At 50.3% G+C, this 25,782-nt stretch carries 22 protein-coding genes; 9 read left to right on the top strand and 13 right to left on the bottom strand.

Annotated elements, in window-relative coordinates; all coding sequences use genetic code 11:
- Nucleotides 1-19 precede the first annotated feature (19 nt).
- From prfB to hrpB, 9 genes are all read right to left on the bottom strand, one after another.
- Nucleotides 20-1,118 (bottom strand): peptide chain release factor 2 gene (prfB, locus tag CSW98_RS09135; protein WP_100800179.1). Its coding sequence is split into 2 segments (ribosomal slippage): nucleotides 20-1,042 and nucleotides 1,044-1,118, totalling 1,098 coding nucleotides; the frame shifts between segments, so codons are not numbered across the junction.
- 114 nt (nucleotides 1,119-1,232) lie between these two features.
- Nucleotides 1,233-2,972 carry a single-stranded-DNA-specific exonuclease RecJ gene (gene recJ, locus CSW98_RS09130; RefSeq protein WP_100800178.1) on the bottom strand — a complete coding sequence of 580 codons (1,740 nt, stop codon included), beginning with the start codon at nucleotides 2,970-2,972 and terminating at the stop codon, nucleotides 1,233-1,235.
- A gap of 71 nt (nucleotides 2,973-3,043) precedes the next feature.
- A complete protein-coding gene (locus CSW98_RS09125; RefSeq protein WP_232733503.1) occupies nucleotides 3,044-3,862 on the bottom strand; it encodes a thioredoxin fold domain-containing protein in 819 nt (272 codons plus the stop codon).
- A gap of 53 nt (nucleotides 3,863-3,915) precedes the next feature.
- On the bottom strand, nucleotides 3,916-4,812 hold the full coding sequence (gene xerD / locus CSW98_RS09120; protein WP_100800177.1) for a site-specific tyrosine recombinase XerD: 897 nt from the start codon (nucleotides 4,810-4,812) through the stop codon (nucleotides 3,916-3,918).
- 68 nt (nucleotides 4,813-4,880) lie between these two features.
- On the bottom strand, nucleotides 4,881-7,283 hold the full coding sequence (mrcB, locus tag CSW98_RS09115) for a penicillin-binding protein 1B (RefSeq protein ID WP_100800176.1): 2,403 nt from the start codon (nucleotides 7,281-7,283) through the stop codon (nucleotides 4,881-4,883).
- Nucleotides 7,284-7,371: 88 nt separating this feature from the next.
- On the bottom strand, nucleotides 7,372-7,752 hold the full coding sequence (locus CSW98_RS09110) for a YbaN family protein (protein ID WP_100800175.1): 381 nt from the start codon (nucleotides 7,750-7,752) through the stop codon (nucleotides 7,372-7,374).
- Nucleotides 7,749-9,455 (bottom strand): amino acid ABC transporter ATP-binding/permease protein, encoded by a 1,707-nt coding sequence (locus tag CSW98_RS09105; RefSeq protein WP_100800174.1) that lies wholly within the window; start codon nucleotides 9,453-9,455, stop codon nucleotides 7,749-7,751. The genes CSW98_RS09110 and CSW98_RS09105 overlap by 4 nt, the downstream gene beginning before the upstream one ends.
- Entirely contained in the window at nucleotides 9,446-11,032 is a 1,587-nt protein-coding gene (locus CSW98_RS09100) for an ATP-binding cassette domain-containing protein (RefSeq protein WP_100800173.1), read from the bottom strand. Before CSW98_RS09100 ends, CSW98_RS09105 begins: the two co-directional genes overlap by 10 nt.
- Before the next feature lie 113 nt (nucleotides 11,033-11,145).
- Nucleotides 11,146-13,632, bottom strand: coding sequence for an ATP-dependent helicase HrpB (gene hrpB, locus CSW98_RS09095; protein ID WP_232733502.1), 2,487 nt, complete (start codon nucleotides 13,630-13,632; stop codon nucleotides 11,146-11,148).
- 62 nt (nucleotides 13,633-13,694) lie between these two features.
- On the opposite strand from hrpB, the gene sfsA reads away from it, so the two are divergent.
- The 7 genes from sfsA (at nucleotide 13,695) to panC (ending at nucleotide 19,745) form a co-directional block, all read left to right on the top strand.
- Nucleotides 13,695-14,426: a DNA/RNA nuclease SfsA gene (gene sfsA, locus CSW98_RS09090; RefSeq protein WP_100800171.1), complete on the top strand. Its 732-nt coding sequence runs from the start codon at nucleotides 13,695-13,697 to the stop codon at nucleotides 14,424-14,426.
- 138 nt (nucleotides 14,427-14,564) lie between these two features.
- Nucleotides 14,565-15,011, top strand: a complete 447-nt coding sequence (gene dksA, locus CSW98_RS09085; protein ID WP_100800170.1) for an RNA polymerase-binding protein DksA — start codon at nucleotides 14,565-14,567, stop codon at nucleotides 15,009-15,011.
- 82 nt (nucleotides 15,012-15,093) lie between these two features.
- Entirely contained in the window at nucleotides 15,094-15,984 is an 891-nt protein-coding gene (gluQRS, locus tag CSW98_RS09080; RefSeq protein ID WP_100800169.1) for a tRNA glutamyl-Q(34) synthetase GluQRS, read from the top strand.
- 115 nt (nucleotides 15,985-16,099) lie between these two features.
- Nucleotides 16,100-17,452: a polynucleotide adenylyltransferase PcnB gene (gene pcnB, locus CSW98_RS09075; RefSeq protein WP_100800399.1), complete on the top strand. Its 1,353-nt coding sequence runs from the start codon at nucleotides 16,100-16,102 to the stop codon at nucleotides 17,450-17,452.
- 88 nt (nucleotides 17,453-17,540) lie between these two features.
- On the top strand, nucleotides 17,541-18,026 hold the full coding sequence (gene folK, locus CSW98_RS09070; RefSeq protein ID WP_100800168.1) for a 2-amino-4-hydroxy-6-hydroxymethyldihydropteridine diphosphokinase: 486 nt from the start codon (nucleotides 17,541-17,543) through the stop codon (nucleotides 18,024-18,026).
- Between the two features lie 24 nt (nucleotides 18,027-18,050).
- On the top strand, nucleotides 18,051-18,845 hold the full coding sequence (panB, locus tag CSW98_RS09065; protein WP_100800167.1) for a 3-methyl-2-oxobutanoate hydroxymethyltransferase: 795 nt from the start codon (nucleotides 18,051-18,053) through the stop codon (nucleotides 18,843-18,845).
- 9 nt (nucleotides 18,846-18,854) lie between these two features.
- Nucleotides 18,855-19,745 carry a pantoate--beta-alanine ligase gene (panC, locus tag CSW98_RS09060; RefSeq protein WP_100800166.1) on the top strand — a complete coding sequence of 297 codons (891 nt, stop codon included), beginning with the start codon at nucleotides 18,855-18,857 and terminating at the stop codon, nucleotides 19,743-19,745.
- A 119-nt stretch (nucleotides 19,746-19,864) separates the two neighbouring features.
- On the opposite strand, the gene CSW98_RS09055 is transcribed toward panC, so the two are convergent.
- Entirely contained in the window at nucleotides 19,865-20,635 is a 771-nt protein-coding gene (locus CSW98_RS09055) for an ABC transporter permease (protein ID WP_100800398.1), read from the bottom strand.
- Entirely contained in the window at nucleotides 20,635-21,576 is a 942-nt protein-coding gene (locus tag CSW98_RS09050; RefSeq protein ID WP_100800165.1) for an ABC transporter ATP-binding protein, read from the bottom strand. The genes CSW98_RS09055 and CSW98_RS09050 overlap by 1 nt, the downstream gene beginning before the upstream one ends.
- Before the next feature lie 222 nt (nucleotides 21,577-21,798).
- Between CSW98_RS09050 and can the strand changes: the two genes are divergently transcribed.
- Nucleotides 21,799-22,458, top strand: a complete 660-nt coding sequence (can, locus tag CSW98_RS09045) for a carbonate dehydratase (protein WP_100800164.1) — start codon at nucleotides 21,799-21,801, stop codon at nucleotides 22,456-22,458.
- 80 nt (nucleotides 22,459-22,538) lie between these two features.
- Here the strand turns inward: can and hpt are convergent, their stop codons facing one another.
- Nucleotides 22,539-23,069: a hypoxanthine phosphoribosyltransferase gene (gene hpt / locus CSW98_RS09040; RefSeq protein ID WP_100800163.1), complete on the bottom strand. Its 531-nt coding sequence runs from the start codon at nucleotides 23,067-23,069 to the stop codon at nucleotides 22,539-22,541.
- Between the two features lie 419 nt (nucleotides 23,070-23,488).
- Between hpt and CSW98_RS09035 the strand changes: the two genes are divergently transcribed.
- Complete coding sequence (locus tag CSW98_RS09035; protein ID WP_100800162.1) at nucleotides 23,489-24,100, top strand: TetR/AcrR family transcriptional regulator; 612 nt, start codon at nucleotides 23,489-23,491, stop codon at nucleotides 24,098-24,100.
- A gap of 131 nt (nucleotides 24,101-24,231) precedes the next feature.
- On the opposite strand, the gene lpdA is transcribed toward CSW98_RS09035, so the two are convergent.
- The gene (gene lpdA / locus CSW98_RS09030; RefSeq protein ID WP_100800161.1) at nucleotides 24,232-25,656 is read right to left on the bottom strand and encodes a dihydrolipoyl dehydrogenase; all 1,425 of its coding nucleotides are present in this window, start codon (nucleotides 25,654-25,656) and stop codon (nucleotides 24,232-24,234) included.
- Between the last annotated feature and the right edge of the window lie 126 nt (nucleotides 25,657-25,782).

Genomic DNA, 25,782 nt, shown 5'->3' with positions numbered 1-25,782 from the left:
TTGTTACCCTTTTGTGCGCTTACAGGCCTGATTTCAGGCTTGCTTCGATAAATTTGTCTAGGTCACCGTCCAGAACTGCCTGTGTATTGCGGTTCTCGATACCGGTGCGTAAATCTTTGATACGGGAATCATCCAGTACATAAGAACGGATCTGACTTCCCCAGCCGATGTCAGATTTGGCATCTTCATTGGCCTGCTTCTCGGCATTCTGCTTTTGCAGTTCAAATTCAAATAGCTTCGCACGAAGCTGTTTCATCGCCTGATCTTTGTTCTTATGCTGAGAACGGTCATTCTGGCACTGAACCACAATATTCGTCGGCAAGTGGGTAATACGTACCGCCGATTCCGTGGTGTTTACGTGCTGACCACCGGCACCGGACGCGCGATAGACGTCGATACGCAAATCCGACGGGTTGATATCAATCGCAATATTGTCATCAATCTCAGGATAAACAAATGCAGAGGCAAACGAAGTATGCCGGCGACCGCCTGAATCGAATGGTGATTTACGTACCAGACGATGCACGCCGGTTTCAGTACGCAGCCATCCATAAGCATATTCACCGACAATACGAACCGTTGCCGATTTGAGACCCGCGACATCCCCTTCAGAGACTTCAATCACCTCAGTCTTGAAGCCTTTTGCTTCAGCCCAGCGCAGATACATGCGCAGCATCATTGAAGTCCAGTCCTGAGCTTCCGTACCGCCAGAGCCGGATTGCAGGTCGATATAGCAGTCAGACGCATCATGGTCACCGGAGAACATACGGCGGAATTCCAGCTGTTCCAGCTTGGTTTCCAGCTCGGCCAGTTCCGGTTCGATCTCGTCGAAGGTTTCCTGATCTTCGGCTTCGATAGCCAGCTCCAGCAGACCTTCCACATCGTCCATGCCCTGATCCAACTGGTCGATGGTTTCTACAACCGCTTCCAGCGAGGCACGCTCTTTACCCAGCGCCTGTGCACGCTCAGGTTCGTTCCAGACATCCGGCTGTTCCAGCTCTGCGTTTACTTCTTCAAGACGCTCTTTCTTGGCGTCATAGTCAAAGATACCCCCTCAGGACATTCGTGCGTTCTGACACGTCCTGCAGGCGGTTTTTGATGGGATTGATTTCAAACATGTTTGCTCAATATTAGGTTGATACATTTTTCTGCGGTCAGAGACCAATGGCAGTTATGTGTATGAGTAAAATTTAACCGGGCGATTCTACTGAAAAATGTGACAGAAATCGAGTCTATTTCGTCTCAATATGTTCAATCATCAGTTGTAGTGACTGATTTCCCCTGAACTCATTGATATCCAGCCGGAATGCCATACGCGCGGTTTTGACGGAAGCATCCGGCCAGCGGCGCAGATCGATATTAAACTTGATCGCGTCCAGCATAATATTGGTCGGATGGCCTTTAAACAACGGTTCGACCATCAGTTTCAGGTGTTTCTCTCCCACCAGCTTCTGGTGCAGGATTTTAAACTCACCATCAAACAGCGGCTCAGGAAAAGCCTGTCCCCACGGGCCGGCATCACGCAACAATTGCGCCGTGTGCATGGAAAACTCTTCCGGCAGCAGTTCACCGTCAGACAAAATCACACCTTTCAACGCACTCTCATTCAGCTCTTCACGCACCGAGCGATCAAACGCCTGAGAAAAGCGTTCCAGATCTTTTTCTGCGATAGTCAGTCCGGCTGCCATCGCGTGACCGCCGAATTTCAGGATCATACCGGGATGCTGTTTATCCACAATATCCAGCGTATCCCGCATATGCAGCCCGGGAATAGACCGGCAGGAGCCTTTAATCAGTCCGTCTCCGCCGTCTGCAAACGCAATCACCGGACGATGAAACTGATCCTTAATCCGAGAGGCCAGAATACCAATAACCCCCTGATGCCAATCACGCTGAAACAATACCAGTCCGATAGGCAAAGTATCGGTCGCACCGAATTGCAGCCGTTCGCAGAAAGCCACCGCTTCCTGCTTCATTCCCTCTTCGATCGCTTTACGGGTCTGATTCAGGCCGTCCAGCTCATTCGCCATCCGCCTTGCCGCATGAATATTATTACACATCAGCAGCTCAACCCCGAATGACATATCATCCAGACGTCCGGAAGCATTGATTCTGGGTCCGAGAGCAAAACCGAAATCCGCCGCTACCAGACGGGCTGGTTCGCGTTTTGCGACTTCGATCAGTGCCTGGATCCCCGGTCTCGCCTTACCGGCACGGATGCGTTGTAGCCCCTGATGAACCAGAATACGGTTGTTTTCATCCAGCGCCACCACATCGGCAACCGTTCCCAGCGCCACCAAATCCAGCAACTCAGCCAAATTAGGCTCCGGAGTACCGTTTTGTGCAAAAAAGCCCTGCTCGCGCATATAAGCCCGCAGCGCCAGCATCAGATAAAATGCTACGCCAACGCCAGCCAGAGCTTTAGAAGGAAACCCGCACGCCTGCAGGTTGGGATTGACCATGGCATCCGCCTCCGGCAGTACACTGCCCGGCAGGTGATGGTCGGTCACAATCACCTGCAAACCCTGTGCTTTGGCAACACGGACGCCGTCAATGGAAGAGACCCCGTTATCGACGGTCATGATCACTTCAGCACCGAGTTCAATAGCCTGTTCAACCACTTCCGGACTCAGCCCATAGCCGTCTTCAAAGCGGTTCGGCACCAGATAATCCACATTCCGGCACCCCAGCGCACGCAGAGCCAGCACAGAGAGAGCCGAGCTGGTCGCGCCGTCGGCATCGAAATCCCCGACCACGATAATACGTTTATTCTGGCGGATCGCATCCAACAGCAGCGCCACCGCTTTATCGATGCCCCATAACTGCTGAAAAGGCAGCAGCCCCTTAGCACCGCGCTGCAGTTGTGAAATGTCTGTGATACCACGGCTGATATAAATACGTTTTAACAGCGGCGTCATCGTATCCGGTAACAGAGACAGGTTGACGTCGGAGCGACGGGTTATTTCAATCATTGCTTTCTTTATCTAACAGGAAATTCGAATTCCCACATTTCTGCGCGGGAATGCATACGACCATACGGATATCACATCTGCATCAGACGCTGATACAGACCAGCTGGCGGTAAATAACCTCCGATGAGTTTACCGTCAGGCATAAAGATAGATGGGGTACCGGTAATACCTAACTCTCGTCCCAGTTGATAATGCTCAGACACTGTCTGGCGGCACTGGGTAAGGTTAGCAACCTTATCATTAAAATTACGCTTCAGCTTCGCATCATTCATCGCCTGTTTCTGATCATCGGCACACCAGATATCAGCCAATTCCTCAGCCGGTTTACTCTCCGGCCCCTGACGCGGATAGGCCATATAGCGAACTGTGATACCCAAATCATTATATCCCTGTATCTGCTGATGCAGACGCACACAGTAACCACAACTGGTATCGGTAAACACGGTGACCACAAACTTTTCATCGTCGGCCTTAAAGGTAATCATGCTGTCTTTCATTGCTTCGATTTTAGCCGCATTAATCGGAGCCTGGCGCTCTGCAAGCACATCGACATATTCACCATTTTCTGCCTGTGCATACAGGGTTCCGGCAATAAACTGCTTACCATCCGGACTGGAGAACAGCAAACCTTTATCTGTTGTAACTTCCAGCACGCCTTCGATAGACGATGGCTGAATATCCAGCACAGACAAGCCTATATCAGCAAAGTTTTTTATAATTTCCAGCTTATCCGCATAATCATCCGATGGATCTTTATCCTGTACGGCGACACCCAAAGCAGCAAAACTCTGAGCCATTTCAGCCTTATAATCATCCTTCTCTTCTGCCTGAATGCTCATCGTTACACAAGCGGTCAATAGCAGTGTCAGTGTTGTCCTTACCAGATTCATCATTTCACCTTAATTATCGGCAACCACATCCGGAACTTATTCTTAAACAGAAACTAGGCTCTGGGGTGATGCTCCTTATGAATAAGTTTCAGTCGCTCCGTCGCAACATGAGTGTATATTTGAGTCGTAGAGAGATCACTGTGTCCCAACAGCATCTGCACCACCCGCAAATCCGCACCATGATTTAACAGGTGCGTCGCAAAGGCGTGTCTTAATACGTGAGGAGACAGCGTGTCCGCATCAATACCGGCAATACTCGCATAATGTTTAATGCGGTGCCAGAAGGTTTGACGGGTCATGGCTCTCGCCCTTTTGCTGGGAAAAACCACATCCGACGTCTGTTCTCCTAGCAGCTCAGACCGCCCATGAGTAAAAAAAGTTTCGATCCACTCTACGGCGTTTTCTCCCATCGGCACCAGACGCTCTTTACTGCCCTTACCGATAACACGCACCATGCCCTGCCGCAGACTGATATTTTCCATAGTCAGACTGACCAGTTCGGTAACCCGAAGCCCGGTGGCATACAGCAGCTCCAGCATGGCTTTATCGCGCAGTTCAATAGGATTGTTGCCATCCGGAGCCTCCAGCAGCGCCTCAACCTGAGCTTCAGACAGATCTTTCGGCAGCCGTTTAGGCAGCTTAGGGCTGATCAGCAGCGCTGTCGGATCGTCGCTGCGGATTTTTTCCCGGAGCAGAAAACGGAACAGAGCCCGGATAGCAGAAAGCATCCGTGCCCGGGAGGTGGCTTTGTACGCATTTTCCACCAGCCATGCCTGATAATCCTGCAGATCAGCCATAGAGATCGATTGCAGGGAAAGTTCCTGCTTCTCCACCCACAGTATCAGCCGTTTCAGATCATTACGATAAGAATCGACCGTGTTCTGCGACAGCCCTTTTTCCAGCCAGACAGTATTAATAAACTGCTCCAGCAACGCATTATTGCTATTCATTATAAACTGCCCCTGATTAATCTAACCTGCCACCTTACCAACCGAAATCATCCTGTATTTGGTAACCACTACAAACCGAACAGATTTTTCAGCCACTGTCCCGGCCCTTTCTCACACGCCTGCTGGAGCCGGTTACCTTTATCCCAGACAGGAAGACGGAACTCATTGTCACAGTCCAGCGCCAGTGCTCCGCTGCTCTTTCTTGTAAAGCCGACAGTGCGGATCCCCTGCGGCCAAGGCAGACTCAGACGCTGCGGGATACGGTAATCCAGATACTCAGCATACACCCTCAGCGCCCCGCCGGCACCCGTCAGTTTTATCGGCTGATTATCATCTCGTCCCAGCCAGACGGTGACCACTTCCCGGCCATCGATACCGACAAACCAGCTGTCCCGGCTGTCGCTGGTCGTACCGGTTTTACCTGCCAGTGCCGCCCAGCCAAAACGCCCCTGAAGATAGCGGCCGCTGCCTTCCATCACAACCCGCTTCATGGCATAGGTTGTCAGCCATGCCGCCTGCTCATCCACCGTCGGCGTCATTTTCGGTATCGACTGATACAGGACATCGCCTTCCATATTTTTCACCATCCGCAGTGCTGAAAGTGGTGCCCGGCGGCCAGAATTAGTCAGCGTCTGATACATCTGCGAAACCTGATACGGTGTCAGGGAAAAAGTACCGAGGAACATCGACGGCACCATGCGGATTTCATCACGCCGGATCCCCAGCGCTTCCAGTGTATTGGTTACCTGCGGGATACCGAGTGCCATACCCAGTTTTACTGTCGGTACATTCAGTGATTTCGCCAGTGACAGGTACAGCGGTACTTCTCCGCGGTATTTAAGATCGAAATTTTTCGGCGACCAGACCGAGCCCTGGCTACCCTGCAAAGTAATGGGCTCATCGGTTAAAGTGGTAGCCAACGTGTAGGTGTCCGGTTGTGCCAGTGCCGTCATATAGACAGCGGGTTTAACCAGAGAACCGATCGGACGGCTGGCGTTCAGCGCCCGGTTAAAACCATCATAGCCTGTGCGCTTGCCACCAACCATGGCGCGGATCTCCCCCGTCCGGCGGTCAACAGCGACCGCAGCCGCCTCCAGCCCTTCGCCACTGACTTTTTCCAGTTGCGGGATCTTCTGGGTGATTGCTTTTTCCATCATCGCCTGAGAAACGGGATCCAGTGTAGTAAACAGCCTCAGCCCCGAATCCGACTGAAAACGTGCGCCGACTTTCTGCTGCAGTTCGTTTTTAAGCTGCTGGAAATACGCCGGCTGACGGCTGGCGATTTTAGGGTTGTCCTGAATATCCAGCGGACGACTGACCGCCTGTTCATACTGAGAAGCCGTCAGGATATCCTGCTGCATCAGTAGACGCAGCACCAGATCACGCCGTTCTTTGGTACGCTCCGGATGGCGAACCGGGTTATAGTAAGAAGGACCTTTAACCATGCCCACCAGCAGAGCCAGTTGATCAATCCTCAGCTCCTGCAACGGCAGACCGAAATACAACCGCGCCGCCAGGCCGAAACCATGCACCGACTGGCGCTCACTCTGCCCCAGATACACTTCGTTCAGGTACGCTTCCAGAATACGGTCTTTGTTATAGCGGTAATCCAGGATCAGAGCGATATAGGCTTCGCGGATCTTGCGCCATAAGGTTCGTTCGCGGCTCAGAAACAGGTTCTTGGCCAGTTGCTGCGTCAGCGTACTGCCCCCCTGCACAGTGCGCCCAGCCCGGATATTCGCCGCCAGAGCACGCAGAATTGCCAGTGGGGACACCCCGTCATGCTGATAAAAATCCCGGTCTTCAGTCACCAGCAGTGCATCCACCAGAAACTCAGGGAACTGTTCACGACGCAGATACAGACGAGTTTCGGCCACATCTTTTTCCAGCATACCGAGCATCTTCGGCTCGATACGCAAGAATCCGAGATCCGCATTCTGTTCCAGAGACTGAATGCGCTGTAGACCGGATGCATCGAAATGCAGCATCACATGCCTGTCCGGCTCCGGTCCATCTTCAAATTCAAACGCGCGGCGGATCAGCTCTATTTTTCCGGAAGAGGCAGAGTATTCGCCGGGACGGCGGGGGGAGCGCACTTTACGGTAGTGAAGAACATCCAGCTCTTTGCGCATCTCCTCGATAGTGACTTCACTGCCGGGAGCCAGATCCAGCACCCGGGCATACACTACGGTCGGCAGATCAAAAATATGCCCGTCGAATTTTGCCCTGACCATGGTGTCTAAATAGATACCGAGAAAGACCAGTACAGCAAATACTGTCAGAGAGAGTTTCCAGCCGAAACTCCATAAACGCCGCAGCCAACTGGTTTTCTGCGTTTTTTTCGCGGCGGATCCGGTCCGTTTCCGCGAGCCGGACTTGCGTGCCGGTGTCTTCTTCAGCGTAGTTTTTGGCTTCGCCGCTGTTTTTCTGCCAGACGGCGTCTTTTTCTCTGCTGCTTTTTTGCTGCTCATGCTTCTGTGTTATCTATCCTGCGCTTTCCGTTACGACAACAAACTGGTTATGCCGATGACCTGATGCAACAGTATATACGGAAGTCTCTTAAATATCTCCGCTTCTCAGTGTCTTGTAGCGGATGATAAACAAAGTCTTTAGGATCAGCAGAACCAGCAGAAAAATCCTCAGCCAGGTAATGTGCATAAAAAACAAAATCGTCACGCCGATAGAAACCCAGACAAACAGCAAAATATTGCGTTTTTCCTTCCAGCTAAGTCCCTTATTTTCCCGTATACGCCGAATAAACGGCCCCAGAGAAGAACGATACAGCAGCCAGTTCTGAAAGCGAGGGGAACTCATACTGAAGGCATAACAAGCCAGCAAAGCAAAAGGCGTAGCCGGTACCCCAGGCAGAAGTACCCCCAGAAAACCCAGTCCGGTCGCGACAAAGCCCAACAACAAAAACACCGTTTTCTTTAGCATCATGTTTGTTCCTCTCCGGCCATCAATTCACCCTTATCCATGATCCATGTGTGAACCTGAGACTGACATGCACGAAGGTAGCGGGAAGGCACAGAGTGATGAGAGATTTCCACCACAACACGATGACTGAAAAAGGATTTTATACGCCCCCGAACCTCATGTTCAGTTTCCCTGTCCAGAGCACTGAAAGCCTCATCCAGAAAATACACCGGTGAATCACGCAGTATGGCTCGGGCGAGGGCAATTCGTTGTCCTTCACCACCGCTGACTCGCACACCATTCAAGCCCATCAGAGTATCCAGACCATCTTCCATCCGTTCCAGTGCAGGAAGCAAACAAACCATACCCAAAACCTGCATGATTCTGTCATCACTGACCTCAAGACCCAGACACAGATTATGCCGCAAGCTGGCTGGAAAGATAACCGACTGCTGCGGGACATAGGTGATCTGCTGCCAGAAAGCCTCGCGGTTGTCCTCTTTGATTGGTAATCCATTAAAGCATATCTCACCCTGCTCAGGCACCCATATCCCCGCCAGAAGACGGAGCAGTGTCGTTTTTCCGCTGCCACTTTCCCCCTGCAGCAAGTGATAATCACCCGCATATATCCGCATGTTGCCATTGTGGATAACCGGAACAGCTTTATTGTGGGAGAAACCAACATTCCGAACATCAAGCAAAGGTATGGGGAGGGGCTCGACACAGGAAGACGACTTTTCGTCACCAGCAGAAAACCATTTTTTCCCCTCAGAAGACGTATCTTCATCAAACAATAGTGCCAACACCCGTTTACAGCAAGGGATCGTCAATGACAGATCTTCAAAGGTTCGGGTCAGAGCCAATACCGGACCGAAAGAGGAGGCATACAGACACAAGAGTGACAAAGACAGTTGTCCATCGGCATACCCAAGCCATGCCACCAGAAGTAATCCGAGAAAACCGATGCCGATCACCAGATCCGTCAGTCCATCTTTCATGCCGTTATGTAAAGCCAAACAAGCATACCCAGCCTGTAACGCCTCCCCTTGCTCTTGTATCCGCCGACGGAAAAACGCCATACTGCGCCAGTGCTGAATCTCTTCCGTACCGTTAATAATATCCGTCAGGCAGGCATTCATCCGGCCAAAATTTTCCCGGACAGTTTCCCCATCCAGCGTCAACCGGCAGTAATGAATCCAGGGGATAAGAACGCCGGCAATAAACAATAACAGCAGATGCAGCGCAGCAACGTCACCACCAAACCACACCCAGTCACACGCAATGAGTAACAAACTAACAATCACAGCGGAGAGCACGGGTACTATGGTGTGAGCATAGAAAACCTCAACTCTTTCGATATCAGATATGACCCGAGAGATAAGATCACCACTAGACAGATGACCGATATTCCCCGGACTCTGCTGTTCCAACTTCCAGTAGATCCGATCTCGTAACGCTTTCAGTACTGAAAATGCCGTGTGGTGGCCAGAGACCTGCTCCAGATAACGGAAAACAGCCTTAATCACTCCGATAACCAGCAAAGGCAGCACCAGATATTCAAAAGGTAAGGCATCCCTTCCACTGTGCAGCAGATGATCAGCAAAGCACCCGGCAATCACCAGCATGGCTATCGTTCCGGCCTGATTAACCACCCGACACAGAAGAGAAAAAAGCAAAACCGCCGCATAAGGACGACCAAATGCCAATAAACGGATAATTAACAGCATAGCGCCTCCTCAGCAGATTCAGGCTCAGATCCGGAATTGAGATTCACCACCTTGTCTGCTGCCTGTATAACCGCTTCAGAATGACTGATAATCACCACTGCTGAAGTCTGTTTAAGTTGTATCAGTTCCCGGATGATCAGCTGTTCGGTCTCTGTATCCAACTCCCGGGTCGGTTCATCAATAAGATAAAGATCCTCACCGGCTACAAAAGCTCTGGCCAACCCAAGTCGGGTACCTTGTCCTCCGGACAAAGTATGCCCCTTCTCTCCAATATCATGTTCAGAACAATGATTTTCTGTCAGATGCGCCAGCCCCAGACGATTAAAAATGTCATAACACGCCTGTTCACCAACAGCTGGACTAACCAGACGAATATTATCTTCCATACTGAGATTAAACAGATACGGGTACTGCTGAACGTATCCCATTCGGTCGCTGCGTAACATTATCTGCCCGGAATCCGCAGACAGCCTGCCGCTGATCAACTTAAATAACGTAGATTTTCCTGCTCCGCTGGCTCCGGTGATCACCACCAGTTCTCCTTTCTGTACCTGTAAATTCAAATCCCGGAACAGAGGCTTATCATTCCGGTAACCAAAACTGAGTTCCCGTATATCCAGCGCATAGGCAGAATGAGGATCCGTGTGCAACGGCAGGCGCTCCGGGAGCGCCATGGTCACCCGCAGATCCCGCTGAACCTCACGCCCCAGAGCCCCGGCAAAAAAGAAAGCCCCCATCAGTGATAAAGGCCGTATCAACTCAATACTGGCGAGAATAATAAATCCGGCATCGGCCAATGTCATATCCCCGTCCCGGTAGCTACTCAGTGCCAACACAGAGGCAGCGACAATGGTTCCCAGCGAAAACAGCAGATCCACCAGCAAGATAACCAGTTGGTTGGTTATCAGTAATTTCATGGTGGCTTTTCTTAGTGTTTCTCCCTGCTGCTCGATCTGTTTTCCCCAAACAACGGAGTAGCGATGCAACTTAAGAAGCGGCAGCCCATGCAGGCTCTGAATAAACAGTTCAGTCAATGAAGCAAGGTTGTCTTTATACTGACTACTAACACGGGCAAAACGCCTGAATATCAGCATTAAAATCAAAGGAATAAGGGGGATCAGTAACGCAAGAACGCCACCAATAAAAGGATCAATCAAAGCGATCAGACCACACACCATCAAAGGGCCGAGCAGACCGATAAAAAATTGCGGAACAAACAGTCCCCAGTAAAGATCCAGTGTTTCAACACCTTCACCAAGCAACCAGACCAGCTTTCCCCGCCGCTCTGGTGTCAGCACGACAGGATCCAGTCGCTGCAGTTTATCCAGCAGCTGCTGCCGATATTCCTGTTTAATCTGTGCAGCCGTTTTCGCGCCATTCACCCGGTGCAAAACAACACAGCCCAGACGGACAAGCAGCAACAGTATAAAAGCAAAGATAATCCCGGCAGTAATATCACCGCCAAGCAGCCGGCTAACCAGCCAGTACTGGGCAACCAGTGCAGCAATCACCAGCATACCGGTGAGAAAGGTACCCAGCAGCCATTTTCTTCCTGACGCAGGAATAGATCCTATCATACAAATTCATTCCCTTAGGATAATACGAATGGGAACCCATCTTATTGATAACGGTTTTCATTATCAATAGATAATTTGCATGCTCTGCTACCGCGTTTTTCTCGCTAACGACTCTATAAACGTTTCTTCGTTTTCTGAGTGGGGATATGATTCACCGGATCATCCGGCCACGGGTGCTTGGGGTAGCGCCCTTTCATTTCCTTCTGTACCTCTTTGTAGGCTCCCGCCCAAAAACCCGCCAGATCAGAGGTGATCTGCAACGGACGCTGTGCCGGAGAAAGCAGCTCCAGAACGATCTTCTTCCGTCCGTCGGCAATAACCGGCGAGACGGGTTCACCAAACATCTCCTGCATACGCACAGAGAGTACCGGTTCCTGCCCGGCCTGATAGCGAATCGCCTTTTTCGATCCGGTCGGCACCGTATAATATACCGGCAGCAACTGTTCGATCTCCTGATTCAGCGGCCAGCCGAGATAGGCATACAGCGCCTGACAGAGATCGATACCGGCCAACCCTTTCACATTGCGCACCCCACTCATATACGGCACCAGCCACCGTTCCAGATTATCCAGCAGCGCCTGCTCCGTCACCTCTGGCCACGCTTTTTCCGGTATCCACTCAGCAGCGCAGCGGATCCGTTCCAGCAGGGCAAGGCTTCTATGCTCCCAGTTCAGCGCCCCCAGCCCTTTCCTGCGCAGATAATTCAGCAGTGCGGCACAGACCTGATCACTGTCCGGCTCAGGAAGGGCTTCCCTTGCAATAATCAGACGCCCCAGGCACAACTGCTTTTCTGCGCTCAGACAACCTCTGTTTTCATCCCAGTCAGCGACATCCCGGCTCTGAAACAGCTCCGGCACTTTTTCCTGCAGCAGGCCGGTATCCAGTCCGGCCGCCAGAAAAATCTGACTGGCATCCTGTCCGGTACGCATCAGATCCACCGCAACGATATAGTCATACGCCGCCAGTGGTTCATCATCCGCCAGCATACCACCGTGACCATTGGCAAGCACAAAACGCCCATGCTGCCGCTCACGCCGTTGTGCCACCCTGTCCGGGTAGGCCAGAGCCAGACAGACCCCAGCCAGCGATTCCTGTACCCGCTCCGGGTCAAACACCGTATCCAGCTTATGTGCCAGTGCCGATGCTCGCTGTTGCCAGCGGCTGTTTTTCTGGCTGCTACCCTGTTTCAGCCGGTAAAGGGCATGACTGATATCCGTCACACCCCGCTCAGGTTCTTCCAGAATAGATACCAGAGCCAGTGCCGTACAAAGCCAGATGTCACCACCGATATGCTCCGCACTCAACAACATGGCCGCCAGACGCGGTTCAATACCCAGTTGGTGCGCCTGCCGGCCTTTATCGGTCAGTTGGCCATGTTGCGTAAGTCCCAGCGAATCCAACACATAGCGTCCCTGTGTCAGCGCAGTGTCCGGTGGCGTATCCAGCCAGTGCAGGTCACTGGCGACAGCTCCCCACTGCGCCAGCTCCAGCACCAGCGGAGCAAGATCGGTATGCAGGATTTCCGGTTCCGGTACCACGGGCTGCTGTTGTAACTGACCGTCACTGTACAGGCGCACACAGATCCCTTCTTCCAGACGCCCTGCCCGTCCGGCTCGCTGCTCTGCCGATGAGCGGGCAATCCGCACCTGCTCCAGACGGGTGATGCCGGTGCGCAGATCAAACTTAGCGACCTTCTCCAGCCCGCTGTCGAGCACCATACGGATCCCTTCTATCGTCAGTGACGTTTCAGCGATATTGGTCGCCAGCACCACTTTTCTCCGTCCCTTCTGCGCCGGGGCAATCGCTTTTTCCTGCTGAGCAATATTCAACTGACCGTACAGAGGACACACATCAATATTCGTCCTCACATCACCATTCGTTCCCGGCCTGTCCAGCTCTTCCGCCAGCCGCCGGATATCCGCACTGCCCGGCAGAAATGCCAGCAGAGAACCGGTTTCGGTACGCATAAGATGGCGGATCTGCCTCGCCATTGCAGGAACCAGACGCTCATTGGGAGCCAAAGGAGCATAACGCTGTTCCACCGGATAAGCCCGCCCCTGCGATTCAATATAAACGGCATCCGGCATCAGTGACCGTAATGCTTCACCATCCAGCGTCGCCGACATCACCACCAGCTTAAGATCATCCCTTAGTGCCTCCTGAACTTCCAGACTGAACGCCAGAGCGGTATCGGCATGGAGACTGCGTTCGTGGAACTCATCAAAGATCAGCAGATCGACCCCGTTCAGTTCCGGATCGTTTTGCAGCATCCGGGTCATGATCCCTTCGGTGACGATCTCCAGCCGGGTCTGAGCACTGACCCGTGTTTCACCCCGCACGCGAAAGCCGATGCTCTGTCCGACTCTTTCTCCCAGTTGCTGCGCCAGATATGCCGCGATATTTCGAGCAGCCAGACGGCGCGGTTCCAGCATGATGATCTTCCCTGCCACCACATTCTGCTTCAGCAGTTGCAGCGGGAAGAAGGTCGATTTACCGGCTCCGGGAGCCGCTTTCAGGATCAACTGGCGGGCATGAGCGACACCGTCCAGCAATGCTGGAAGAACACTCTGGATAGGAAGAGAGGCACTGACTTGTGACAAAAGGATAACCTTATGGTATGAAATAAATGAACCGCTATTGTACTGAAAAAAAGGGGAAAGTAATGCGCTTCGATCCTCCGCTACAGCAAGCCGTATTGCTCAGGCGCTATAAACGTTTTCTGGCCGATATTGAACTGCCCGACGGCAGCGTGACCACGATTCACTGCGCCAATACCGGAGCCATGACAGGGTGCGCCGATGCAGGAAACCGTGTCTGGTATTCCACCTCAGATAACCCTAAACGCAAATATCCTTACAGCTGGGAACTGAGCCAGACTGTGGATAAGGCAATGATCTGCGTCAATACCATCCGGGCGAATCAACTGGCAGCTGAAGCAATTCAGTCGGGTGTTATCACTGAACTGAGCGGCTATACCACGCTGAAAACGGAAGTGAAATACGGTCAGGAAAACAGCCGTATCGATATACTTCTCTCCGCTCCCAGCAGACCAGACTGCTTTGTGGAAGTAAAAAGCGTGACTCTGGCGGGGGAAAATGGTCAGGGTTATTTTCCAGATGCCGTCACAACCCGGGGACAAAAACACCTGCGGGAACTGACAGATATGGTGAATTCCGGTTCCAGAGCTATACTTTTATTTGTTGTTTTACATACAGGCATTGAAAAAGTATCTGCTGCGTACCATATAGATGCTTTATATTCTAAATTATTAACACAGGCGAAAGAGTCCGGAGTAGAAATTCTCTGTTATAAGGCGAACATTTCAGGCAGTGAAATACATTTAGTCTCTCCCGTTGCATTTTTAGATGATAACTCTGAAAAACAGCAACAATAAGACAAAAATGGTGTCATGTTCACAATGAATGCAAGCCAATAAAATCAGTAATTGCCTCCGACAATTCTTTCTGCTATAGATACCCGCCTTAAATTAGCTGCATAACGGTTAAAATTAGGTGTAAGTAGGAGATGCTGTATGCCAGAATCGAAGAAAAAAACGCTAGGCATTCTAGCCATTGCAGGTGTTGAGCCGTACCAGGAAAAACCTGGCGAAGAGTATATGTCGCCGGAACAACTTGCTCACTTTACTAAGATCTTAGAATCATGGCGCAACCAGCTCATGGAAGAAGTGGATCGTACTGTACACCATATGCAGGACGAAGCAGCAAACTTCCCGGATCCGGTTGACCGCGCTTCACAGGAAGAAGAGTTCAGCCTTGAACTGCGTAACCGAGATCGTGAACGCCGTCTGATTAAAAAGATCGAAAAAACGCTGAACAAGATAAAAGAAGACGATTTCGGTTTCTGTGAATCTTGCGGTGTTGAGATCGGCATTCGCCGTCTTGAAGCGCGTCCGACAGCCGATCTGTGTATCGACTGTAAAACACTGGCTGAAATCAAAGAGAAACAGATGCAGGGTTAATTCCGGCATGTGTGCTATCTGACCGAAAAGGGAGCTCTGGCTCCCTTTTGTTTTTGTACTCCGAAGGAACACGACTCGCGTTATGACATATATTGGCCGTTTTGCCCCATCACCTTCGGGGCCACTGCACTTCGGCTCTCTTATCGCCGCTCTGGGCAGCTACTTTCAGGCGAAATCACAGCAGGGGCAGTGGCTGGTACGGATAGAAGATCTCGATCCGCCGCGTGAAATGCCCGGCGCTGCCGATACCATTCTTCGCCAGTTGGAAGCCTACGGCCTGCACTGGGATGGCGGAATTATGTATCAGAGCCAGCGTTACGCAGCCTATCAGGCACAGATCGATGCCTGGCTGAGCAACGGCACCGCTTATTACTGTCACTGCACCCGCAAGCAAATCAAAACCTCCGGTGGCTATTATCCGGGCACCTGCCGCAATGCCGGCATCACAGATGCCACCGATTGTGCCGTACGGATACAAATGACCCTTCCTACCTGTCAGTTTGAGGATGAAAAACACGGCACTATTGCCATTCCCCCGGCTCTGGCAGAAGAAGATTTTATTATTAAGAGACGTGACGGCCTGTTTGCCTATAATCTGGCTGTCGTACTGGATGATATCGAACAGGGGATCACTCAGGTTGTTCGCGGTGCCGATCTTATCGAACCGACAGGACGGCAAATCAGTCTTTACCGTCTGCTGAATAAAACACCGGTCAGTTATCTGCATCTGCCTCTGGCCACCGATGGACTAGGCCATAAACTGTCAAAACAGAATCATGCCACAGCCATCGATCTGCAACATCCACTATCTATCTTAATCAGCGCGATGGCCTTTCTCGGCTTCGAACTGCCTGCGGATATCCGGGGCGGAAGCGTGGATGAAATCATTCGTTGGGGGGAGCAAAACTGGTCGGTGAAACAGCTTCCGGAACAGACAGAGATCACATCACCATTCTCAAATGCTGTTCTCTGAGCTATTATTAGCCGCGATTTATAGCAAGGCACCGCTAAACAGATAAAAATTAGCGGTCAATACAGACGTGAGGTGGGCTATTTTTAGTCAAGTTGCCAGCTTTTGCCGCCGACTAATCTCCACAGAAAAAAATCGCCATTCCGACAGCGATATCCAGACAGAGATTACATTGAATATTATTGAGCGACAAAAGCATAATATTTCCCGACAGGACATCAGCGATAATGCGCTGAAGGTCCTTTATCGCCTGCATAATGCAGGATTTGACGCATTTCTTGTGGGTGGCGGTGTCCGCGACCTACTGCTCGGCAAAAAGCCGAAAGATTTTGATATCGCAACCAACGCGACTCCGGAGCAGATCAAAAACCTGTTTCGTAACTGTCGCCTGATTGGACGCCGTTTCCGCCTGGCGCATATTATGTTCGGGCGGGACATTATAGAAGTCGCCACCTTCCGCGGCCATCATCAGGAAGCGGCGAAAAATATTTCCGCCCAGTCGAAAGAAGGTATGCTGCTGCGGGATAATGTATACGGCAGTATTGATGAGGATGCGGAACGCCGTGATCTGACCATCAATGCTATGTATTACAATATCGCTGATTACAGTATCCATGACTACGCCGGTGGCGTGGATGACCTGAACCAGGGGTTGGTCCGTATGATTGGCGATCCGGAAACCCGCTACCGGGAAGATCCGGTGCGCATGCTGCGGGTCATTCGTTTTGCCGCCAAGCTGGATATGCGTATCGCAGACGCCACAGCAGCACCGATAAAATCGCTCTCGCATCTGTTGGATGATATTCCGGCAGCCCGACTGTTTGAAGAGTCATTAAAACTGCTGCAGGCAGGTCAGGGGCTAGAAACCTATCGTCTGCTACGCAAATACGATCTGTTCCGGCGTCTGTTTCCTCTGGTTGCCGAAGAATTTACCGATACTGCCGATTCTCCGGCTGAGAAGATGATCGAACTAGCACTAGCGTCGACCGACCGCCGGGTCAATGAAGGCAAGCGCATCAATCCAGCCTTTATGTTTGCGGCCCTGCTCTGGTATCCGCTGGAAAAACAGGCGCGTTTTCTGATGGAACACCGCCGCTTCAGCTACTATGACGCCATTATGGAAGCCAGCAATATCGTGCTCGACAAACAGGTCGCCAGTATCGCTATTCCCCGACGCCATACAGCGACAATTCGGGAAATCTGGCAGTTACAGCTACGTTTGCCACGCCGTACAGGAAAACGGGCATCCCGCCTGCTGGAGTTGAATAAGTTCCGCGCCGGGTTCGATTTTCTGGAGATGCGCGGTGAGATTGAACAGGGAAATGTGGCTGAACTGGCTCACTGGTGGAGAACATTTCAGAATGCCGGACGGAATATGCGTCAGGCAATGGTAAATGACCTGGATCAGGGAAAAGGATCTCAGCGGCGGCGGAAGAATTACCGGAATAAGAAAAAACCGACCGAAGAATAATATCACCCGGTTGCATTCCCACACAAAGCATAAGAACAAATGCTTTTCAGTGTGGAGCCGGAAGTTGTCAATAAAATAGGAAGAGACCATGACCATCGCTTATATTGCCGTCGGCAGTAATCTGTCGGATCCGGTTACTCAGGCTCTGCGGGCGATTGAATCGCTGAAAACGTTGCCGAAGTCAACATTTTTACAGGCCTCTTCCCTGTATAGCAGCACCCCTATGGGGCCGCAGAACCAGCCTGATTACATCAACGCTGTGGTCTGCATACAAACAGAATTAACGCCGCTGGAACTGCTCGACTGCACACAAGCCATCGAACAGGAACAGGGGCGTGTCCGTAAAGAAGAACGCTGGGGACCAAGAACCTTGGATCTGGATATTCTTCTTTTCGGCAATGAGGTGATCGATTCCGGGCGACTGACCGTCCCGCACTACGGTATGCAAGAGCGGGAGTTCGTGCTCTATCCGCTGTCTGAAATCGCACCAAATTTATCACTCCCGGATGGGACTGAGTTGCCGGATCTGCTGAACAAGGTGGATCGTAACGGCCTCAGAATCTGGCAATCATAGCCAACTCCTGATAAGGAAAAAATGATGAAAAAAATAACAATCAACGATCTGATGCGCTGGAAGCAGGAAGGTCGTAAATTCGCTTCATCAACCGCTTATGACGCAAGTTTTGCGCAGCTTTTTGAAGAACAGAATATGCCTGTTCTTCTGGTTGGTGACTCTTTAGGTATGGTGCTGCAAGGCCGCACAGATACGCTTCCGGTCACAGTGGAAGATATCGCTTACCATACCGCTTGTGTCCGCGCTGGCAGCCCGAATAGCCTGCTAATGGCGGACATGCCGTTTATGAGCTGCACCACACCAGAGCAGGCTTGTACAAACGCCGCTAAAATCATGCAGGCCGGAGCCAACATGGTGAAAGTGGAAGGCGGCGAATGGCTGGCTGAAACCGTCAGCATGCTGACCGAACGCGCAGTACCTGTGTGTGCCCACCTCGGCCTGACGCCTCAATCGGTCAATATTTTCGGCGGCTACCGCGTTCAGGGCAGAGAAGACGATAAAGCAGAACAGATGCTGAATGATGCGCTGGCGCTGCAAAAAGCCGGGGCTCAGATCGTGGTACTGGAATGTGTGCCTGCCGCACTGGCACAACGTATCACAGAAGCTCTGGATATTCCGGTTATCGGTATCGGTGCCGGTAATGCCACCGACGGGCAAATCCTGGTGATGCATGATATGTTCGGTATCTCTGCTAACTATATGCCTAAATTTTCTAAAAACTTTCTGGCAGAAGCTGGCGATATCCGAAAAGCAGTTGCAAATTATATTGAACAGGTTGAAAGTGGTGCTTTCCCCGGTTCAGAACATACCATTGCGTAAGGATAACCAATGCAGACATTTGCAGACATTGCTTCTCTCAGAGAGCAACTGAAACAACTGCGACGTGAAGGACGTACGATCGCATTTGTACCGACCATGGGCAACCTGCACGAAGGTCATCTTACCCTTGTGCGCAAGGCTTTTGAAAATGCCGATGTGGTTGTGGTCAGTATCTTTGTCAACCCGATGCAGTTTGACCGGGCCGATGACCTGAACAACTATCCGCGAACCTTAGAGGCCGACCTGAGCAAGCTCAACGGTGAAGGTGTGGATTTTGTCTTTACACCGACACCAGAGCTGATGTATCCGGAAGGTGCCGATAAGCAGACCTTTGTGGAAGTACCGGGCATGTCCTATATGCTGGAAGGCGCTTCCCGTCCGGGACATTTCCGTGGAGTATCAACGGTTGTCGCCAAGCTGTTCAATATCGTTCAGCCTGATGTCGCCTGTTTCGGTGAAAAAGATTTCCAGCAGTTGGCATTAATCCGCCAGATGGTGGCCGATCTGAATCTGGATATCGAGATCATCGGCGTACCGACTGTACGTGAAATGGATGGTCTGGCTATGAGCTCCCGCAATGGCAGACTGACCATCGACGAACGCCAGCGAGCACCGGTTGTCGCCCGTACTATGCGCTGGATCAGCAGCCAGATCCGTGCCGGTAAAAATGATTATCCGTCGATGCTCGAAGATGCAACGGATCAGATGCGCGCAGCGGATATCGAACCGGATGAAATTTTTATCCGCGATGCCAGAACCCTGCTGCCCTTGTCTGATGCCTCTTCACAAGCGGTGATTCTTATCTCTGCATTCCTCGGTAGTGTCAGACTGATCGACAATCTGGTTGTGGAACTGAATAGCACCCAGGACATCGAAGAAGCACCGGAAGCGGCAGAATAAAAACCGCTTTCGTTTCCATACTTCCTCTCTTCTTACTCCCATGCACCTGCGTGGGAGTAAGAACATTCAAAGACCTATTCTTCCTGAGTAAGGCATTAAATAGAGCTGGATTTACAAAACTACGTTCTCAGCCCAATCCCTCTGGAAACCAGATAATGCGCCAGGCTATAGAGGCCGGCAATAAACACCAGAAGCACACCGAATGAGGTGGTGATCGCCACATCGGAAACCCCCAGAAAACCGTAGCGGAATGCGTTGACCATATAAACGATAGGATTGATCTTAGAGACCCCCTGCCAGAACTCCGGCAACAGGCTCAGAGAATAAAATACCCCGCCCAGATAGGTCAGTGGTGTCAGCACAAAGGTCGGCACAATAGAAATATCGTCGAAGGTTTTGGCATAGATAGAGTTGATCAGCCCGCCTAGCGAAAAGACCACGGAAGTTAAAAACACCGTCGCGATAATAATCAGCCAGTGATGCACATTAAGATCCACAAAAAACAGAGATACCATGGTAACCAGGCAGCCTACTGCTAACCCGCGGGCTACCCCCCCCATCACATAACCCCAGATGATCACATAGTGCGGAACGGGGGCGACCATCAGCTCTTCGATACTTTTGTGCATCTTGGCGCTGAAAAATGAAGAGGCAACATTGGAATAGGAGTTGGTGATCACCGACATCATGATCAGACCCGGAACGATATACTCCATATAGGAAAAACCACCCATCTGGCCGATACGCGAGCCGATAAGGTTACCGAAAATGATAAAATACAGCGTCATTGTGATCGCTGGCGGAACCAGAGTCTGAACCCAGATACGCGTAAAACGAGTGATCTCTTTTTCTACCAGACTCTTAAACGCTGTCCAATATACACTATACATCATAATTCTTTTTCTCTCTGATCACGGACGATACTGACAAACAGCTCTTCCAGCCGGTTGGCTTTATTGCGCATAGAGAGCACCCGTACCCCCTGCTCACTCAATTGGGTAAAGATGCCATTTAGCCCCTGACTTTTTTCCAGCTCGATTTCCAGAGAACCGTTACCGGCCACAACAGAATTCACCCCGGCCAGCTCACTCAGTCTTTCCAGAGCAGGCACGGTGGCACCCGGTTCCAGATCCAGAATAAAAGTCTCTACCTGCAACTTATTCAGCAAGGCCTTCATCGAGGTGTTTTCAATCAGCTCACCACGATTGATAATGCCGATATTACGGCACAGCATCTCAGCCTCTTCCAGATAGTGCGTCGTGAGAATAATGGTCACCCCCTGCAGGTTTATCTCGCGCAAGAAATCCCACATGGAACGCCGCAGTTCAATATCCACACCCGCTGTCGGTTCATCGAGGATCAGCAGTTTCGGCTCATGCATCAGTGCCCGGGCAATCATCAGACGCCGTTTCATGCCACCGGAAAGTTCTCTGGCTCTGGCATTACGCTTCTCCCACAGATCCAGTTTGGTCAGATATTTCTTAGCCCTTTCTTTGGCCAGACTCCGGGATACACCATAAAAACCAGCCTGTTGCAGAACAATCTGCTCGACCGTTTCAAACATACTAAAGTTAAACTCCTGCGGCACCAGACCCAGTTGCAGCTTAGCCAGTTCAAGTTCTGAATCGATATCATGTCCGAATACCTGAACCGTACCCGAGCTTTTGTTCACCAGTGACGAAATAACCCCTATGGTCGTTGATTTTCCGGCTCCGTTCGGCCCAAGCAGGGCATAAAAATCCCCTTTTTCAACACAGAGACTGATGCCCTTTACGGCTTCAACCCCGCCGGCATACGTTTTTTTTAAATGCTCAATTTCCAGTGCGTACATAATCTGTTCTTTATATTAAGAGATGCTGATTAACATGGGGGTCAGAGGGCATAAAAACAACACTTTCCGACCGAAACATTCCTGACCATTTGATAACCACAAACGGATAAAGGTCATTAAAACCACACTAATCTGACCAGTGACTCCCGACGATAAAACACTCACTAAAGAGAAGAACAATCATCACACCTCAGGTATAGTGAGCTGAAAAGAGGAGTAAACATGCCAGATATTATAGAGCTATTGGATAAAAACGCAGCCTGGTCTGACAGAATGACAGAGGAAAGCCCTGAGTATTTCTCCCGGCTGGTCAACAGACAAAGTCCGGATTACCTCTGGATCGGCTGCTCAGACAGCCGGGTTCCGGCGGAGTTGCTGACCGGGCTCAATTCCGGTGAACTCTTCGTGCACCGGAACGTAGCCAATCAGGTGATCCACACCGACCTGAACTGCCTGTCCGTCGTGCAGTACGCCGTCGATGTGCTGAAAGTAAAACACATCATTGTGTGTGGCCATTACGGCTGTGGCGGGGTCAATGCTGCGATTGATAATCCGCAACTGGGACTGATCAACAACTGGCTTTTGCATGTGCGGGATCTGTATCTCAAACACCGCAAGTGGCTACTGGAACTGCCGGAAGAGGAACGCGGAAATAAACTGTGTGAGATAAACGTTGCCGAACAGGTGTATAACGTCGGTAACTCCACCATTATGCAGAGTGCCTGGGAACGGGGTCAGCAGGTGGATATTCACGGTGTGATCTACGGTATTGATAACGGTAAGCTGGTCGATCTGGGCATGCGCTGTCACGATAATGCGTCTCTGGAAAAAGCATACAGCAAAGCAATTACTAAAATCACGAATGGTGAAGTGACATCATAGTGTCTGGTAAATTAAAAGACATCAAAAAAGGAGCGATTCCCCGCTCCTTTTTTTGTCTTAATAATAAGACTAACAGTAAATTAATTTTGTGGTACGACCTTACCGATATAAGGTAAATGACGGTATTTTTGTGCGTAATCGATACCCACACCCACCACAAATTCATCCGGAATCTCGAAGCCGATCCACTTCACATCCACATCCACTTCACGACGAGAAGGTTTGTCCAGCAGCGTACAAATCTGGATAGAATTCGGCTCACGAATAGAGAGAATTTCACACACCTTACTCAGTGTGTTACCGGTATCAATAATGTCCTCTACCAGCAGTACATCCTTGCCTTTAATATCGTCATCCAGGTCCTTAAGAATACGGACATCTCTGGAGCTTTCCATACTGTTTCCATAGCTGGAAGCCGTCATAAAATCAACGCAGTGCGTTAATTCAATGGCTCGGACCAAATCCGCCATAAAGACAAATGAGCCCCTCAGCAGACCGATGACAACCAGGTTGTCAGAGCCCTGATAATGGGCGGTAATCTCTTTCCCTAACTGGTGAACGCGATCCTGAACTTCCTGCTCTGAAATCATGACTTCGACGGTGTGTTTCATACTCTTCTCATTTCTTTACTTACATCAAATCGGTGACAAAACGCATGGTAACGTTTGCGCGCATTCTATCATTTCGTCCAATCCCTGACCTTACTTTTTTCATCTGGAACCGGATTCTCATTATACCGATTTCATAATAACAACTGAGTTGGTTATAAATAACAATGATTGACTTCACACTATGCACCCGTATACTCATCAATTGCAGTATATGCACAAAATAATCAACTTATAAATAATATAAGTGACATAAAAATAATCGGGTTATTAAGCCCGAACCTAATTAAACGTCTATTTGTTTTATAAATATTAGCTTTATAAAAATTAGTTTTATAACTGTTGTTTTTATAACTGTTGTTTGTATGCCAGCGCATGTGAACACAGACAGATAAAACAAACCTGTTGGCAAGGAATTCACCATGGATATGATCACTAAACGCCCCAGAACCCGACTTTCACCGCAAAAACGTAAACTGCAATTGATGGAGATTGCACTTGAAGTTTTTTCCCGTAAAGGGATTGGCCGTAGCGGACACGCCGATATTGCAGAAATTGCAGAGGTTTCTGTTGCAACCGTATTTAACTACTTTCCTACCCGGGAAGATCTGGTTGATGAAGTTCTGCACCATGTTACACGACAGTTCTCTGGCTTCCTGAGCGATACCGTCGATCTGTCAGTACCGGTACAGACAAACCTCGCAACCATCTGTCATCAGTTGATTGAACTGGTAAGACTGGATACACACTGGCTGAAAGTCTGGTTTGAGTGGAGTACCTCAACCCGCGATGAAATATGGCCGCTCTACGTTTCTCTGAATAAAAACAGCCTGATGCTGCTTCAGAGCCTGTTCAAAAACGGCATCGATAAGGGCGAGATCTGTGACAAGCAGGAGCCTGAAGCCCTGTCCCGTATGTTCCACGGCATCTGTTATGCCATTTATATTCAGGCAAATCGTGAGGACGATCGTAAAAGCATAGATAAATTAGCGGATAGCTTTCTCAGTATGCTATGTATCTATGCAAACCGATAGTATCTGTACAAACAAATAGCATCTGTACAAACAAACTGTCATTGTGCAAATAAATAACAACGTTACTGGCTAGTACAACAGAAGTAACAAAAAAGACAAAGGCGATGGTGGAAACCATCGCCTTTTTTGTATTACTTCTTCTTCGCTTTAGGGTTTGGCAGATCAGTCACCGTACCTTCAAACACTTCAGCAGCCAGACCAACCGACTCATGCAGGGTCGGGTGTGCGTGAATGGTCAGAGCCAGATCTTCTGCATCGCAGCCCATCTCGATAGCCAGACCGATTTCACCCAGCAGTTCACCACCGTTAGTGCCGACAATCGCTCCACCGATCACCCGGTGAGTCTCTTTATCGAAAATCAGTTTGGTCATACCGTCAGAACAGTCGGACGCAATCGCACGACCGGAAGCCGCCCAAGGGAAAGTCGCCACTTCATAATTCAGACCTTCCAGCTTCGCTTCTTTCTCTGTTTTGCCTACCCATGCCACTTCCGGTTCGGTATAAGCAATAGACGGAATCACTTTCGGGTCAAAGTAGTGTTTCTTACCGGCAATCACTTCTGCGGCAACATGACCTTCATGCACACCTTTATGCGCCAGCATAGGCTGACCGACAATATCACCGATCGCATAGATATGCGGGATAGCGGTGCGCATCTGCTTATCAACATTGATAAAACCACGTTCATCCACTTCCAGACCGGCTTTTTCCGCATCGATCAGTTTACCGTTCGGCACCCGGCCAATCGCAACCAGCACAGCATCATAACGTACCGGTTCAGCCGGTGCTTTTTTACCTTCCATGGAAACGTAAATACCGTCTTCTTTCGCTTCGACAGCCGTTACTTTGGTTTCCAGCATCAGGTTAAATTTATTTTTGATGCGCTTGGTGTAGATCTTAACGATATCTTTATCCGCCGCAGGGATCACCTGGTCAAACATTTCAACCACATCGATTTCAGAACCCAGTGCGTGGTATACGGTTCCCATTTCCAAACCGATAATACCACCACCCATCAGCAGCATTTTTCCCGGAACTTCTTTCAGCTCCAGAGCATCGGTTGAATCCCAGATACGCGGATCTTCATGCGGAATAAACGGTAACTCAATAGGACGGGAACCGGCAGCGATAATAGCATTATCAAAGTTCACCACTGTAACGCCGTCAGCACCATTGACTTCGATGCTGTTCGGGCTGGTAAACTTACCAAAGCCGTTGACGATATTGACTTTACGCATCTTAGCCATACCGCCGAGTCCGCCGGTCAGCTGAGTGATAACCTTCTCTTTCCACATCCGGATTTTGTTAATATCCGTTTTCGGCTCACCGAAGACAATACCGTGTTCAGCCAGAGCCTTGGCTTCTTCAATCACTTTTGCTACGTGCAGCAAAGCCTTAGACGGAATACAGCCTACGTTCAGACAAACGCCACCCAGCGTGTCGTAGCGTTCAATCAGAACGGTATCCAAACCTAAGTCTGCGCAACGGAACGCAGCTGAATACCCAGCTGGTCCAGCACCAAGTACCACGACCTGTGCTTTAATTTCTTTGCTCATTGTGACCTCTTATAGTCATTATCCATGACAGGCTAATCAGGTTATCCCTATTCCATCCAGTCTACAAACATGTGCAGCGGATGGAAAGGCAGCTCTGACAGCCTGTGAGCTATACATCAATTCGGA

It is taken from the genome of Vibrio sp. HA2012 (assembly GCF_002812955.1).
In the GTDB taxonomy this organism is placed as follows: domain Bacteria; phylum Pseudomonadota; class Gammaproteobacteria; order Enterobacterales; family Vibrionaceae; genus Vibrio.
Note: the sequence above shows the minus strand (reverse complement) of the source record. Positions and strands in the feature narration are given on the sequence as shown.

Coding starts and splice junctions, on each gene's coding strand:
- recJ (WP_100800178.1), bottom strand. CDS start 2,972: ATGATTGAAATAACCCGTCGCTCCGACGTCAACCTGTCTCTGTTACCG.
- CSW98_RS09125 (WP_232733503.1), bottom strand. CDS start 3,862: ATGAATCTGGTAAGGACAACACTGACACTGCTATTGACCGCTTGTGTA.
- xerD (WP_100800177.1), bottom strand. CDS start 4,812: ATGAATAGCAATAATGCGTTGCTGGAGCAGTTTATTAATACTGTCTGG.
- mrcB (WP_100800176.1), bottom strand. CDS start 7,283: ATGAGCAGCAAAAAAGCAGCAGAGAAAAAGACGCCGTCTGGCAGAAAA.
- CSW98_RS09110 (WP_100800175.1), bottom strand. CDS start 7,752: ATGATGCTAAAGAAAACGGTGTTTTTGTTGTTGGGCTTTGTCGCGACC.
- CSW98_RS09105 (WP_100800174.1), bottom strand. CDS start 9,455: ATGCTGTTAATTATCCGTTTATTGGCATTTGGTCGTCCTTATGCGGCG.
- CSW98_RS09100 (WP_100800173.1), bottom strand. CDS start 11,032: ATGATAGGATCTATTCCTGCGTCAGGAAGAAAATGGCTGCTGGGTACC.
- sfsA (WP_100800171.1), top strand. CDS start 13,695: ATGCGCTTCGATCCTCCGCTACAGCAAGCCGTATTGCTCAGGCGCTAT.
- dksA (WP_100800170.1), top strand. CDS start 14,565: ATGCCAGAATCGAAGAAAAAAACGCTAGGCATTCTAGCCATTGCAGGT.
- gluQRS (WP_100800169.1), top strand. CDS start 15,094: ATGACATATATTGGCCGTTTTGCCCCATCACCTTCGGGGCCACTGCAC.
- folK (WP_100800168.1), top strand. CDS start 17,541: ATGACCATCGCTTATATTGCCGTCGGCAGTAATCTGTCGGATCCGGTT.
- panB (WP_100800167.1), top strand. CDS start 18,051: ATGAAAAAAATAACAATCAACGATCTGATGCGCTGGAAGCAGGAAGGT.
- panC (WP_100800166.1), top strand. CDS start 18,855: ATGCAGACATTTGCAGACATTGCTTCTCTCAGAGAGCAACTGAAACAA.
- CSW98_RS09055 (WP_100800398.1), bottom strand. CDS start 20,635: ATGTATAGTGTATATTGGACAGCGTTTAAGAGTCTGGTAGAAAAAGAG.
- CSW98_RS09050 (WP_100800165.1), bottom strand. CDS start 21,576: ATGTACGCACTGGAAATTGAGCATTTAAAAAAAACGTATGCCGGCGGG.
- can (WP_100800164.1), top strand. CDS start 21,799: ATGCCAGATATTATAGAGCTATTGGATAAAAACGCAGCCTGGTCTGAC.
- hpt (WP_100800163.1), bottom strand. CDS start 23,069: ATGAAACACACCGTCGAAGTCATGATTTCAGAGCAGGAAGTTCAGGAT.
- CSW98_RS09035 (WP_100800162.1), top strand. CDS start 23,489: ATGGATATGATCACTAAACGCCCCAGAACCCGACTTTCACCGCAAAAA.
- lpdA (WP_100800161.1), bottom strand. CDS start 25,656: ATGAGCAAAGAAATTAAAGCACAGGTCGTGGTACTTGGTGCTGGACCA.